Here is a 13,439-nt window from a genome sequence, read left to right on the forward strand (position 1 = left end):
TCATAATGGCTCCTTTCCGAGTCGTAGGAATACAGTTCACAACACTATCGGGCGGCTGCGCTTTGGCGCAAGCCCCATTTGTGCGGATCGGGCGCGTGCGCTCGCGCCCTTCTTCCGTGCCTCGCGCACCTCTCTTTTCGGCCCCGCGCGCCCCCTCTTTCCCTCATCGTGTGGTCAAAAAGTGTCGATTTTCCGATCGTTTTCGACACCTTTTGACCACACGAGGAGGAAAAGTGACCACACGACGGCCGCGGGCGACGCAAATACCCCGAAGTCCACCCCAATCAAGGCAAGCAACACAGGAGTAACACAGGAGCAGGAGTGCAAACTTGCGCGAATTGAACGTCAAGAAACCCCACGGGAAATAATCCGGGGGTAGGCTGAACCCATGGACGACCCACAGATGAGCCGTGGCAATGATGCCAGCAGAGCTTTTTTCGAAGCACGCGACCAACTTCTCGAACTCGCAGGCAGGCCTGAACTGCAGCGCTCTCAGTTTCGATGGCCCGATGTGGGGCCTGAGTTTAACTGGGCGCACGATGTCTTTGACGTGATCGCCGAGGGCAATGACCGCCCCGCGCTCGTCATCGCCGAGGCCGATGGCTCTGAAGAACAGCGCACCTTCGCCGAGCTCAAAGAGCGCAGCGACCAGGTTGCGCAGTGGCTCCTGCAGCAGGGGGCCCGCAAGGGCGACGTGGCGATGCTCATGCTCGGCAACCGCATCGAGCTCTGGGAGATCATGCTGGCCGCGCTCAAGATTGGCGTGGTCATGCTGCCTACCTCGGTCGTGCTCGGCGCCCAAGACCTCAATGACCGGGTGAGCCGCGGCCGGGTGCGCTGGGTGTTTGCCGCCCCCGAAGACGCCATGAAGTTCCGCGATGTTCCGGGCGACTACCACGGTGTTGGCGTGGGGCTTGCGAAGGCAACGCAAGACCAGCGCGCGGCCCTCTACGATTGGCTCTCATATGACGAGTCGCGTTCGGCATCGACCGCCCCCGTCGCAAGGCGCACCGCGAGCGACGAGCCCGCGCTCATCTACTTCACCTCTGGCACGACGAACCTGCCGAAGATCGTCGAGCACTCGCACACGGGCTACCCGCTCGGCCACCTGAGCACGATGGCGTGGATCGGTGTGCGTCCCGGCGGCGTGCACTCGGTCGTGAGCGCTCCCGGCTGGGGCAAGCACGCCTGGTCGAGCTTCTTCTCGCCGTGGAACGTGGGCGCGACGATCTTCGTGCTCAACTATGACCGCTTCGACGCCAAGAGCTTCGTGGCCCAGCTCGATCGCGCCGGTGTCAACACGTTCTGCGCACCGCCAACCGTGTGGCGCATGCTCATTCAGAGCGAGTTGAGCGAGAAGCCCCGCGGCCTGCGCGAGGCGCTTTCGGCCGGCGAGCCGCTCAACCCCGAGGTCATCGCACGCATTCGCGACTGGTGGGGCCTCGAGATTCGCGACGGCTACGGCCAGACCGAGACGACGGCGCTCGTGGGCACCCTTCCCGGCGAACCGGTTGTGCCGGGCGCGATGGGAAGGCCGCTGCCGGGGGTCGACGCGGTTGTCGTCGATCCGCTGACGGGAGCCGAGGCCGAAGAGGGCGAGGTGTGCCTGCGGCTTGGCCCTGATGACGGCGGATCGGGCGCTGCGCGCCCAGTGAATCTCATGACCTGCTATTTCGGCAACGAAGAGGCGACCGCGCGGGCGACCGAGGGCGGGCTTTTTCACACGGGTGACGTCGCCGAGCGGGGCGAAGACGGGGTGCTCACGTTTGTGGGGCGCACCGACGACATCTTTAAATCGAGTGACTACAAGGTGTCACCGTTCGAGGTCGAGAGCGCGCTGCTCGAGCACGCGCTCGTTGCCGAGGCCGCCGTCGTTGGGGCTCCCGACGATACGCGCCTCAACGTGACGAAGGCGTACGTCGCGCTCGCCGCGGGCGCCGAGGCCAGTGCCGAGAGCGCGAGCGCGATTCTGGCGCACGCGAGGGCCTCGATGCCCGCGTATATGCGCGTGCGCAGGGTCGAGTTCTGGGAGCTGCCGAAGACGGCTTCGGGCAAGATTCGACGGGTTGAGCTGCGGCAGCGCGAGGTCGCGGCCTTCAACTCTGGCGAGCGTCTCGCGGGCGAGTGGCGCGACGACGACTTTCCGCAGCTCAAGGATGGCGGGCGCTAGGCGTCCTGGCTGAGCGCCGCATACTCGGCTTCGAGCCCCGCGAGCATTGTCGCGAGGCCGAAGTCGAATGCGGCGTCGGCTGCCGAGGCCTCGCCAAGCGACTCCTCGCGTGCAGCGTAGGCGCGCTGAAACGAGGGAGTGCTGTCGCTCACGCCGGGACGTAGTATCTCACTCGTCGCCGCGCGGTCGAGGGCCGCGCCGAGAATGAAGTTTTCGAGGGCCACGACGAGGCTCAGCACCCTGGCCTCAGGCCACCCCGCGTCGATGAGCCCGCGGCACACGACGTCGTACATGGTTCCCACGCGTGACTGCTCGGTGAGGGGCTGCACCGCGAGCAGGGCGATGGTCGGCGGGTGGGCGGCGAAGGCGAGGCGATATGACTTGGCCCAGCGGTCGAGGGCCGCGATCCACGGCTCGGTGCCAAAGCCGCTCACGTCGATGCGTTCGCTCACGAGCTCGCGCACACCGCCGATGACGTCTTCGTGTCCCGACACGTGGTTGTAGAGGGCCGAGGGCTGCACCCCGAGTTCGCGCGAGATGTCGCGCATGCTCGCTCCCGTCGCTCCGCGCTCGGTGATGAGGCGCAGCGAGGTTTGCATGATGAGGTCGCGGGTGAGCACGTTCGTCGTTGGCCTGCCCACGCGACGCTTACCGGTTTGCATGTTGCTCCCTCACTTGCTGTGACTCGGCAGTGGCATTGAGCGCGAGTTTCACTGTACACTCCCAGTGTAGATAAAAGAATCACGTTCATTTAACGTGCTGCCATCTTCGATCTTGGAGCAACGATGCCAAACACGACAACGATTTTTACCGGTGGTTCGGTGCTCGTCGACCTCAACCTCGGGGGCGACGAGGCGACGATGAGTGACGCGCTTGCGGTTCAGGGGCACACCATCGTGGCGCTCGGCGACGACGCGAAAGCGCTCATGAACGAGCCAGGAGCCGAGGTCATCGACCTCGCGGGTGGGGTGCTCACCCCGGCGCTCGGCGAGGGGCACGCACACCCGCTGCTCGCTGGCTTCGAAACCCTCGGGCCGGCGATTCGCGAGGCGAGCGACCTCGACGGCATTCTCGACGCGGTGCGCGAGTGGAAGACTAGCCACCCCGAAGACGAGTGGATCGTGGGCGCGAGCTACGACGCCACCTTCGCCGAGGGTGGCCTGTTTGATGCCCGGTGGCTCGACGAGGTCACGGGCGACACCCCGACCATTCTTCGGGCGTGGGACTATCACACGGCGTGGGTCAACACCGCGGCGCTGCGGGCCGGCGGCATCACGAGCGAGACCCCCGACCCCGAGCTTGGTAGGTACGTGCGCCGGGCCGACGGGTCGCCCATGGGTACGCTGCAAGAGACCGCGGCCAATAACTTCCTGGCAGAGGTCGTGCCACCGTACTCCCTCGAGATGAGGGTGGGCGCGCTTGAACACGCGACCCGGGTGTACGCGCGGCAAGGCACCACCTGGGTGCAAGACGCGTGGGTCGACCCCGAGAACATCGAGGTCTATCTCGCCGCCGCCCGCGCCGATCGCCTGCACACGCGCGTCAACATGGCTTTTCGCGCCGACCCCGCGCTGTGGCGGGAGCAAGTGGCCGAGTTCAGTGCGGCGAGGGCCGCGGTGCGCGAGCTCGGGCACGAGCGCCTGAGCGGCGAGACCATCAAGTTCTTTCTCGACGGCGTCGTCGAAAGCCACACGGCGGCGCTCATCGCCCCGTACGCTGACAAGCCTGACGAGCGCGGCATTCTCAACTGGTCGGTCGACGAGCTCGAACTCGCGATGCGGGCCTTTGCCGAGGCTGGGTTTCAGCTGCACCTGCACGCGATCGGTGACGCGGCAAACCGACACGCGCTCGACGGGCTTGAGGCCATCGCTGACATCACGACGCCAGAACGCCCGCACGTCATTGCGCACGTCGCGTTGCTGCACCCCGATGACGTGCAGCGCTTCGGCGAGCTCGGGGTCGTCGCGAACTTTGAGCCATACTGGGCGCAGTGCGATGCCGTGATGCGCGACCTCACGATTCCGCACCTCGGCCACGACCGTGAGGGGCAGCAGTACCTCATTCGCTCGGTGCTCGAGAGCGGCGCCACCGTCTCGTTTGGTAGCGACTGGCCCGTCACGACCGAAGACTGGCGCCCGGCGCTCGCGACCGCGATTGACCGCAGGGATCCGAGCGAGACGGGGTCGACGCCCTGGCTTCCCGAAGAGCGGGTCTCGGCGCGGCAGGCATACGCCGGCTACACGACCGGTATTGCGCGGCAGGCGCTCGCGCCCGAGCGCGGCACCCTCACGGTCGGCTCGACGGCCGATCTCGTGTGGCTGAGTGAGAACCCGACCGAGATTGACGTCGCGAAGATCACCGGGGTGCAGGTGCACGGCACCTGGCTCGCGGGGCACCGAACGCATTAACGCACACCGAGCAACGAATTCAAAGGAGCATTCATGACCGATACCGTTACACCCGTCAAGCTGAAGCGCACGCTGGGGCTCGTGAGCCTCACGGCCTTCGGCGTCACCTACATGACGGTGGTGACGGTGTTCACCACCTACGGGTTCGTCAATAAAGAGACGGGCGGTCACCTGCCCGCCGCGTACCTGCTGGCCATCATTGCCATGCTGTTCACGGCGCTCAGCTACGGTGCGATGGTGCGCAAGTACCCGATTGCGGGATCGGCGTACACGTACTCGCAGCAGTCGTTTGGCGGCGGTGTCGGCTTCATGACCGGTTGGGTCATGCTGCTCGACTACCTCTTCTTGCCGATGATCAACTTCTTACTCATCGGCATCTACATGAACACGCAGTTTCCCGCGGTGCCCGCCTGGGTGTTCTCGCTCGTGGCGATTGCGCTCGTGCTCGGCTTCAACATTCTCGGAATTAACTTCGTGAGCAAGGCGAACGCCGTCATCATCTCACTCTCGGTCATTCTCGTCGCGGTGTTCATCGCCCTCGCCTTCAAGTCGGCGCTCGGCGGCGACACCACGGTTGGGCTGCTTGAGCCCTTCACCTTCGGCGAGGGCGGCATCGGCGCGATTGCCGCTGGCGCCGCGATTCTCGCCCTGTCATTTCTCGGCTTCGACGCGGTTTCGACCCTCTCTGAGGAGGCGAAGAACCCGCGCCGCGACATTCCCCGGGCGATCGTGCTCGCGACCCTCGTGGGCGGCTTCTTCTTCATTCTCGTCGCCTGGTCTGGCGCGATCGCCTTCGACGTCGACTGGTCGACGATGAGCGAGGCCGAGCTTGACGCGGCTGGCGTGACGGTTATGAAGTTCGTGGGCGGCGACGCGCTCACCTCGTTCTTCGTGGCGGTGTTTGTCGCGGGCTCCTTCGGCTCGGCAATGACGAGCCAGGTCTCGGTCTCGCGCATCATCTACGCGATGGGCCGCGACGGCGTGCTGCCCCGGGGGCTCGCGCGCGTGCACAAGCGCTTCGGCACCCCGATCGTCGCGGCAACGCTCGTGTCGGTCATCTCGCTCACCTCACTGTTCATCTCGCTCGAGATCATCACGCACATGATCAGCTTCGGCGCGCTCGCGGCCTTCATGATGGTCAATCTCTCGGTCATTCGCACCTACCTCTTTCCCAGAGGCGGGCGCACCGCGCCTCTCACCGTGGGCACCCTGCTGCGTTACGGCCTCCTACCGCTCATCGGGGCGGGCGTGACCGTGTGGCTGTGGAGCTCGCTCGAAACCTTCACGTGGATCGCGGGTGGCATCTGGGTCGTGTTAGGTCTCGCCATCATCGTCGCCGTGACGCACGGCTTCAAGCGCCCCGTGCCCATGATGGATTTCTCAGAGGAGGGCGCCACGACCCGCGCCATCGACCAGATGGGCGCAGACTACCCCTTCGAGTCGCAGCGCTAGGGCAGTCGCACCACGCGCTCGAGCTCGGGCCACTCGTCGGCCGCAAAGGTGGTCGGCGAGTGGCTCCAGAGGAGTTCTTCGGCGAGCTGGGTGTCGGGCTCGGTGTTCCAGAAGACCGAACCGCCCTCGAGCCAGAATGAGGGGCTTGCGGCGTTGAAGAGCAGCGAGAACTCACCCTTCGTGTCGCCGGGCTCGAGCATGAGGGTGAGCGTGCCGTTCGTGCCCTCGGGTGAGTCTGGCTGACCGAGCCCTTCGTCTGGTTCGGCCGCTTCGAACTGGGCCTGGAAGCCCTGCGTCTTTGAACCAGAAGCGTCTTGGTATTCGGTAGGCCCGGGGTTCTCACCCTCGCCGCTCGTGATGAGTCGCCAGCCGCTTGCCTCGATGGCGGGCACGATCGTCTCGAAAAACTCGTCGCTCGTGAGCGGTGTCTCGCAGCGCCAGTTGCTGTAGAGCGTGTACTGGCTGTCGTCGAACGAGGTGCCCTCGTACACGCTCAATCCGCTGCCACCGCTCAGCCGCCACTCGGTGGGGCATGCCGCGGCGCGTGCGGGCGTGAGAAACGTGTTGAAGTCTTGCCAGCGCTCGGTCTGCAGCTGCATCGCGACCTCGGAGTCGATGTTCTGCGAATCGCGTGAAACGTGGATCGGCGCCGTGCCCTGCACCGCGGTGACGAGGGCGAGGGCAAGCGGTGCCACCACGAGTGCGGCGGGGCCGCTGAAGCGCCACAGCCCCCATTCGTCTTTCGCGGGTAGTGCGATGGCGCCCACGATGGCGCCGGCGAGGGCGATGACGAGCAGTGCGGTCGCGGTGCTCATGAGGGCGGTGAGCCCACGCGTACTCGCCGTCGCGGCCCCGCCCTGCAGGTCGCTGCGCACCACGATGGCGATCGCGATGGCGCTCACCCACGCCGTCACCATGAGCGCGCTGATGGGTGCGGGCGTGGTCTCGTGCCCTCGCGCCTTCAGTACCCACTGGGGCAGCGAGCTCACAAGCCCGAATGCCACGAGCACGACCGGCGAGAGGTACAGCATGACGATGGTCGAAAGGCCGTCGCGCGAGTTCGTGAGGGCGAAGGCAATGAGCACCACCGGCAAAAGCCACGAGATCCACGGCCAGAAGCGCCACACGGCGCGATCGAAGGGGTGGTCGCTCACGGGCGTGGCCTCAGTCATGCGCTCATTCTTTCACAGCGGGAGCGGGCCCCGCGGCATGCGATTACGCTGCTTGGCGGCTCGCGGCGAGCAGCTCCTCCTGCGTTGGGAGGCGGATCGCCTGCGGGTGCATAATCGCAATCGGCTGCGTCTTGAGCAGGGCCTCAGCGAACTCGGTTGGCGTGGGCATCGTGAGCAGGTTCGCTGCGAGCGACAGCTTGCGCTCGTGCCGTGCGCGGCGCGTTGCGGTGACGAGGCCGTGCAGGCCGATGCCTGCCCAGACGACGTTTGAGAAGAACGCGGGCCATGCCCCGAAGGCGAGTGCTCCGGCGGCCGCGAAGGTGCCGCCGATCATGTTGAGAGCAGCGTAGCGCTTGCCGGTCGGTGAGACCGTGCCGCGGGTGATGAGAATATACGCCGACAGGGTACCTACTGTTCCGATCCAACCGAGGGCCGTGCCGATCATGTCTTCCATTGCTGCTCCTTCCGAGGGTCTTGAGGCGCCATCACAAACAGGCACCGAGACTCAATTGTGATCTTTTTCTTGTTTTAGCGCAATTGGATAATGTGATACCGAGCATTTAGAATTTCTGAATATGAAGATCACGGTTTCTCGGCTGCCATATTTGCTGCAGATTTCGCGCAGCGGCGGCGTGCTCGCGGCGGCTGACGCCATGCGTTTAACGCCCTCTGCGGTGTCTCAGCAACTCTCACGACTTGAGACAGAGGTGGGGGTTCCGCTCGTTGAACGGTCGCCTCGCGGGGTGAGCCCGACGGCCGCCGGGCGTGAGCTGATCGAGCTCGCCGAGAACGTCGAACGCGAGGTCAACGAGGCGGCCCTGCGCGTTGCTGCGGCGAGCCAGCTGCCGAGCGGTCGGGTGCGGCTCGGTGCCTTTCAAAGCTTCATCTCGGCCGTGCTCGCGCCCGCCCTGCCGCGATGGAAGGACGAGCTCGCCGGCGTGCAGCTCGAGGTCGTCGAGGCTGAACAGGTCGAGCTCGTGCGCGCCCTGCGCGCCGCCGATGTCGACCTCATCGTGACCGAGCGTGACGACTCGATGAAGCCGGTTGCGCTCGGCCCAGAGATTCGCGAGATCACCCTCATGTACGACCCCTGGCTGCTCGTCGTGCCCGCCGGAACCCAGGCGGCGCTCGGCGTCGTCGAGCTCGAACGCCTGCAGGTGCCATGGCTCGAACTCGACGGGGCCGCGGGAGGCGTCAGCGCAGTGCGCCGCGTGCGCCGTGGCCTCAGCGATTCAGAGACCTCGCCGCACCGCTACGCCGGCTACCACGCCGCCCTCGCGATGATCGCCGCGGGAGAGGGGGCGACCCTCATGCCGCAACTGGCCCTGCAGGGCGAGCTTCCCTCGGGCGTCGAAACCCACGAGCTGCCTGGCCTCGGCTTTCGCCGCATCTCGCTCTGCTACCGCGAGTCACGCCGCCCGAACCCGGCGCTGCGGGCAGCGATCAACTTCGTGCGCGGCTTTGTTGCGGCGGGCGACGAAGCGGGCGAGGGTGCCGAAGCGCAGGGCTGAGTTCGCTCTGGCCGCTCGCCTTGAGGCGGCGCAGGACCCTACAGAATGCCGCAGCCTGGCGAGACCGTCGTGCCACACATGACGCCAACGATCGTTGCGAAGAGAATGGCGAGGGTAAAGAACGTCGCCGTCACCACGGGTGAGACGAAGAGCATGATGATCGACCAGATCGAGAGGCTCTTGCGAGACATGCGCCCGCCAGACTTCGCGACCAGGAAGCACACGAATGCGGCGATCCACAGCGCAATCGAGACGGGCAACAGGAAGAGCATCATGATCGCCATCTCGCCCACCGCAGCAGTTGCGGCCTCGACCGTGGCCGACTGCCAAAACGGCACGAAGAACATGATGATGAAGGGTACCATCGCAGCGACCAAGAGCACGAGGCTCGTGATGAGCAGTGGCTCACCGTTGCGCGGCTCGCCAGGCACGGTTGCCTGCGCGGCCGGTGCCGGCCTCGGCGCCAACTGCCGCGCGCGGGCAAGCTGTGCGTGAATGACCGGCTGCACAACCGCGACGCTCCAGCCGGCCGCGAGGAGCTCGCCCTCGATGGCGGCTCCGCTCGCTCCCGCGGTGAGGCGATCTGCAATGTACTGCTCGAGTGCGTTCATGATGTCAGTCTGCCATGCCCCGGGGCGCCCCAGTGAGAAAACGTGAGGCACCCCGGGCGATGAAGCTGCTAGATCTGGCCGATCGGCTCGCGCTTCTCGGCCTGGAACGTGTCTTCCTTGCGGCCGTGAGCCCAGTAGGCCGACAGCGAGAGCTGGGCGCGCTCGAGGCCGCGCTCCTCGGTGAAGTAGGGGCGTAGCGCCTTCATCGCACCGCGCTCGCCGTGCGCAAAGACCTGCACGCGACCCTCGCGCCACTCGGTCGCACGAACGGCGTCAGCGAGCAGGGTGGTCGTCCCGGCTTCCTGGCCATCGCGGTGCAGCCACTCGACGGTGATGCCCTCGGGAGCGCTCAGCTCGAGGTGATCGGCCGGGCCGTCGACCTCGATGAGGGCAACACCATTGGCGTTGGCGGGCATGGCCTCGAGTGCCGAGGCAATGGCCGGAAGCGCGGCGTCGTCGCCCGCGAGCAAGTGCCAATCGGCGGTTTCGTCAGGGCGGTACCCGCCGCCGATGCCGCCGAGCACGACCGCGTCACCCGGCTTCGCGCTGCCGGCCCAGGGGCCAGCAATGCCCTCGGTGCCGTGCGCGACGAAGTCGATCCACAGCTGTCCATTGTCGAGGTCAAAGCGGCGAATCGAGTAGGTTCGGCGCGAGGGCATGAGCTCGGGGCCGAGCTTCTCGCGCAGCGCCTCGAGGTCGTAGGGCGGGGTCACGTCGGTGTCGGGGTGGGCGAAGAGCATCTTCGTGTAGGCGTCGGTGAAGCCGTTGTTCTCGACCTCGGCCATGCCTGCGCCGCCCGCAACGATGCGCACCATGCGCGGCGACAACTGAATGCGTTCAATAACCTCGAGCACGATCTGGGTTCGCTTGGGTCGTGGGCTTTGCTGGGCGGGTGTCGTCACGAGGGGCCTTTCGCTCGATATACGTGTGGTGCTGCGTGCACCTGGACTACTTAGGTAAGCCTAACTGACGACCTTGGGTTCGGCTGTGCGCCAAGGTTGTCGCAGAGTGCATGAAACGACAAAGCGCGGGTCGCATCACGCGACCCGCGCTCCTGGGGGAGTGCCTCGAGTTTGGTACCAGGTGAGTAACCCGAGGCCCACCCGCTCGCCGTCAGGCGCTCGTGCTCACAAGCGCTCCGGCAGCGAGGCGGCGAACCACACCGGTGAGGTGGTTCAGGCCCGCAATCAGGTCTTCATCTTTCGTGAATTCCTGCAGGTTGTGAGAGACACCGTTCACGCTCGGCACGAAGAGCATGACCGTGGGTACCTCGTCTTTCATGTTCGTTGAATCGTGGCCCGCGACGGTCATGACCCGGTCGTGGGTGAGGCCGAGTTCGACGGCGACCTCACGCGCCAGCTCAACGCCATTCTCGGGGTAGGGGTTCTGCTCCCACGAGTGCTCAGCGACGATGTCGATCTCGACGCGATCGTCAACCTGAACGCGCTCGACGACCCGCATCATGCGCTCGTAGGCCTCTCGAATGACCTCGTTGCTCGGCGACCTGAGGTCAACGAGCAGGTGCACCTCGCTCGCGACAACTACCGGAGAGTTCGGGTACACGCTGATCTCACCGCAGGCGGTGTGCAGCGCGCCGTCGTCGAACCCGTCGACCAGCTCACGCGCGGCGACGATGAGGCGAGCGGCGCCGAGCAGTGCGTCGCGACGATCGCTCATGAGGGTCGATCCGCTGTGGGCCTGCTCGCCGCGCACCCGAAACTCGAACTTGTGGGCTGCCCAGGTCGCGTTGACGAGACCGATCGTCACGCCCTCCTCTTCCATGCTGCGGCCCTGCTGAACGTGAATCTCGGCGTACGAGGCAACGGGAAGCCCCTCGAAATCGCCGCGCTCGTCGATCGCGTCGAGCGCCTCACGCACCGTGGTGCCGCGGGGGTCGGTGGTCGCGAGCGCTTCTTCGAGGGCGAGCTTGTCGGTGAATACCGAGCTGCCCATCATCGAGGGCTTGAAACGCGAGCCCTCTTCGTTGAACCAGTTGACGACGGCGAGGTTGAACGTGGCCTTTTCGGGCGCCGCACGAAGCTCCTCGGCAACGCGAAAGCAGGCGTAGGCCGAGGCCATGACGCCGTAGGCGCCGTCGAAGCGGCCAGCGGTCGGCTGCGAGTCCATGTGTGATCCGGTGAGTACGTACGGTGCGCCCGGCACGAGCTCGAGCAGGCCGAACTGGTTGCCGATTGCGTCGCGGTGAACGGTGAAGCCGTGCGAGGTGAGCAGCTCGGCAAACCACTTGCGCTGCTCGCCGTCTGGTGCGCTCGCCGCCTGTCGGTCGACGCCGTCGGTGCCTTCGACCGCCCCGAAGGTGGCGTGAACGGCCCAATCATCGAGAAAAGCCTGGTCGTTGGTCTGCATGATGGTTCCTTTCGCAGAAGAAGATAAAGGGTGCGGGGGTGGGGAGTTGCGCGGGTAGCGCAGCGTTAGCCAGGCCCAGCAGCGGTTCGCGAGTCGAAGGTCGCCGCACCCCCAACGAAGGTTGCGACGATCTCGAGGTCGTTCATGTTCGCGGCGGTGAGGGGCGATGCCGAGAACGCGGTGAAGTCGGCGAGCTTGCCGGCCTCGAGCGTTCCTCGGTCGGCCCCCTGACCCGACGCGATCGCTGCCCACTCGGTGTAGCAGCGCAGCGCCTCGATCGGCGTGATGCCCTCGGCCTCGCCGAGCACCTTGCCGCTAGAAGTGAGTCGGTCGATGGCGCTCTGCATGCCGCGCCGCAGGTTATTGTCGGCGACGGGCAGGTCGGAGGATCCGGCAAGCAGAATGCCCGCGTCGATCACCGAGCGGCCGCGATACAGCCAACCCTCGCGTGATGGCCCGACGCGCTCGGCCATCTGATCGCCGATCGGGCCGATGAAGCCCGCCTGCGGGGTGACCGCGACGCCGAGCGCCGCAGCACGGGTGAGTTGCTCGGGTCTGGCGATACCAAAGTGCTCGATGCGGCAGGGCGCGGCGAGGGTGCCGTACCGCTCCTGCGCCTCGCCAATGAGGTCGAGCGCGAGATCGATCGCCTCGTCGCCGATGGCGTGCAGTGCGAGCGGCCAGCCGGCCCGGTAGGCAGCGAGGGCGCGTTCGCGGTAGGTGCCCGGCTCGTCGAGCAGGTAGCCGGTGTTGTGCGGATGCCCGCAGTAGTCTTCGGTCACCGCGGCGGTCGCGCCAAGCAGGGAGCCGTCGAGAAACACTTTGGTGTGGCCGAGCCGCACCATGTCGGTGCCAAAGCCAAACGTGACCCCGAGACTCGCCCCGAGCCCCGAGCCTTCGTCGTGAAAGTCGGCGGCGTGCGCCGTGAGCGGCTGCAACCCGTCGAGCGTTGGCATGAGCTGGGCCCGAGCGTGAAGGCGCCCGCTCGCGGCAGCCGCCTGGTAGACGCTGACCTCGATGGGGCTGTGGCCGATCCACCCGCCCGCAATGCCCGCCTCGCAAAACGAGGTGATGCCCTGGGCGGCGTAGCGCTTGGTGGCTTCGTCGATCGCCTCGACGAGACGCTCGGTTGAGTAGGGCAGCAGCAACGCCTGGACGAGCCCCTGCGCCGACTCTTCGATGAGCCCGGTCGGGGTGCCGTCTGCGCCTCGCACGACCGCGCCGCCCACCGGGTTTTCAAAGCCCTCATCGAGCGCGCCGATGAGGTTCAGCGTGGCGGTGTTTGTGATGGCCGCGTGGCCAGAGGTGTGCCTGATGTAGAGGGGGTGGTCGCCCGTGATCGCGTCGAGGCGTTCGATGCTCGGAAATTGGCCGCCCGTGAGTGCCTGATTGAAACCGGTAGCGTGGATCCACGCCCCGTGTTTCACGTGCAACGCCTGTGCCGCGTCATCGAGTTTTTCGTAGAGTTCGGCTAGCGAGCGAACGGTGCTGAGATCGACCGAGTCGAGGCTGAGCCCCCACCACGAGGTGTGGCAGTGCGCGTCGATGAGCCCGGGGGTGACGACCGCGTCGCCCAACTGCTCTTCGCGGCGGGCGGAGAGGCCGTCGAGTTCTTCGTCAAAGCCGACAATGCGGCCGTGAAGCACACCGACACGGTTGGCACGCGGCCGGTTCGGGTCGAGCGTGACAATGTCACTGGCGTGAATGATGAGGTCGAGTTGCACGGTGCTCCTTTCGGGTGTCGGGTC

Annotated in this window: 11 protein-coding genes; 4 read left to right on the forward strand and 7 right to left on the reverse strand. The window is 66.1% G+C overall.

Annotated features, from left to right (window positions below):
- Positions 1-388: 388 nt before the first annotated feature.
- On the forward strand, positions 389-2,170 hold the full coding sequence (locus JSO19_RS07400) for an AMP-binding protein (protein WP_270910734.1): 1,782 nt from the start codon (positions 389-391) through the stop codon (positions 2,168-2,170).
- Here the strand turns inward: JSO19_RS07400 and JSO19_RS07405 are convergent.
- Positions 2,167-2,832: a TetR/AcrR family transcriptional regulator gene (locus JSO19_RS07405; protein WP_270910735.1), complete on the reverse strand. Its 666-nt coding sequence runs from the start codon at positions 2,830-2,832 to the stop codon at positions 2,167-2,169. The two genes, JSO19_RS07400 and JSO19_RS07405, sit on opposite strands and share 4 nt — an antisense overlap.
- A gap of 123 nt (positions 2,833-2,955) precedes the next feature.
- On the opposite strand from JSO19_RS07405, the gene JSO19_RS07410 reads away from it, so the two are divergent.
- On the forward strand, positions 2,956-4,578 hold the full coding sequence (locus JSO19_RS07410) for an amidohydrolase (RefSeq protein ID WP_270910736.1): 1,623 nt from the start codon (positions 2,956-2,958) through the stop codon (positions 4,576-4,578).
- 33 nt (positions 4,579-4,611) lie between these two features.
- Positions 4,612-6,030: an APC family permease gene (locus tag JSO19_RS07415; RefSeq protein WP_270910737.1), complete on the forward strand. Its 1,419-nt coding sequence runs from the start codon at positions 4,612-4,614 to the stop codon at positions 6,028-6,030.
- Here JSO19_RS07415 and JSO19_RS07420 read toward each other — a convergent pair.
- Both JSO19_RS07420 and JSO19_RS07425 read right to left on the reverse strand, forming a co-directional pair.
- Entirely contained in the window at positions 6,027-7,202 is a 1,176-nt protein-coding gene (locus JSO19_RS07420) for a hypothetical protein (protein ID WP_270910739.1), read from the reverse strand. The two genes, JSO19_RS07415 and JSO19_RS07420, sit on opposite strands and share 4 nt — an antisense overlap.
- A 43-nt stretch (positions 7,203-7,245) precedes the next feature.
- Positions 7,246-7,656: a CBU_0592 family membrane protein gene (locus JSO19_RS07425; protein ID WP_270910741.1), complete on the reverse strand. Its 411-nt coding sequence runs from the start codon at positions 7,654-7,656 to the stop codon at positions 7,246-7,248.
- A 121-nt stretch (positions 7,657-7,777) separates the two neighbouring features.
- Here JSO19_RS07425 and JSO19_RS07430 point away from each other — a divergent pair, with 121 nt between their 5' ends.
- Positions 7,778-8,713, forward strand: a complete 936-nt coding sequence (locus JSO19_RS07430) for a LysR family transcriptional regulator (RefSeq protein WP_270910743.1) — start codon at positions 7,778-7,780, stop codon at positions 8,711-8,713.
- A 38-nt stretch (positions 8,714-8,751) separates the two neighbouring features.
- On the opposite strand, the gene JSO19_RS07435 is transcribed toward JSO19_RS07430, so the two are convergent.
- From JSO19_RS07435 to JSO19_RS07450, 4 genes are all read right to left on the reverse strand, one after another.
- Positions 8,752-9,324 carry a hypothetical protein gene (locus JSO19_RS07435; protein ID WP_270910745.1) on the reverse strand — a complete coding sequence of 191 codons (573 nt, stop codon included), beginning with the start codon at positions 9,322-9,324 and terminating at the stop codon, positions 8,752-8,754.
- 68 nt (positions 9,325-9,392) lie between these two features.
- On the reverse strand, positions 9,393-10,226 hold the full coding sequence (locus JSO19_RS07440; protein ID WP_270910747.1) for a siderophore-interacting protein: 834 nt from the start codon (positions 10,224-10,226) through the stop codon (positions 9,393-9,395).
- A 211-nt stretch (positions 10,227-10,437) separates the two neighbouring features.
- Positions 10,438-11,691 (reverse strand): M20 family metallo-hydrolase, encoded by a 1,254-nt coding sequence (locus JSO19_RS07445; protein ID WP_270910748.1) that lies wholly within the window; start codon positions 11,689-11,691, stop codon positions 10,438-10,440.
- Between the two features lie 65 nt (positions 11,692-11,756).
- On the reverse strand, positions 11,757-13,415 hold the full coding sequence (locus JSO19_RS07450; RefSeq protein WP_270910749.1) for an amidohydrolase: 1,659 nt from the start codon (positions 13,413-13,415) through the stop codon (positions 11,757-11,759).
- Positions 13,416-13,439: the final 24 nt, after the last annotated feature.

It is taken from the genome of Leucobacter sp. UCMA 4100 (assembly GCF_027853335.1).
GTDB lineage: Bacteria > Actinomycetota > Actinomycetes > Actinomycetales > Microbacteriaceae > Leucobacter_A.

Bases quoted from the DNA above. Each gene is read 5' to 3' on its own strand.
- JSO19_RS07400 (WP_270910734.1), top strand. From the start codon at position 389: ATGGACGACCCACAGATGAGCCGTGGCAATGATGCCAGCAGAGCTTTT.
- JSO19_RS07405 (WP_270910735.1), bottom strand. From the start codon at position 2,832: ATGCAAACCGGTAAGCGTCGCGTGGGCAGGCCAACGACGAACGTGCTC.
- JSO19_RS07410 (WP_270910736.1), top strand. From the start codon at position 2,956: ATGCCAAACACGACAACGATTTTTACCGGTGGTTCGGTGCTCGTCGAC.
- JSO19_RS07415 (WP_270910737.1), top strand. From the start codon at position 4,612: ATGACCGATACCGTTACACCCGTCAAGCTGAAGCGCACGCTGGGGCTC.
- JSO19_RS07420 (WP_270910739.1), bottom strand. From the start codon at position 7,202: ATGACTGAGGCCACGCCCGTGAGCGACCACCCCTTCGATCGCGCCGTG.
- JSO19_RS07425 (WP_270910741.1), bottom strand. From the start codon at position 7,656: ATGGAAGACATGATCGGCACGGCCCTCGGTTGGATCGGAACAGTAGGT.
- JSO19_RS07430 (WP_270910743.1), top strand. From the start codon at position 7,778: ATGAAGATCACGGTTTCTCGGCTGCCATATTTGCTGCAGATTTCGCGC.
- JSO19_RS07435 (WP_270910745.1), bottom strand. From the start codon at position 9,324: ATGAACGCACTCGAGCAGTACATTGCAGATCGCCTCACCGCGGGAGCG.
- JSO19_RS07445 (WP_270910748.1), bottom strand. From the start codon at position 11,691: ATGCAGACCAACGACCAGGCTTTTCTCGATGATTGGGCCGTTCACGCC.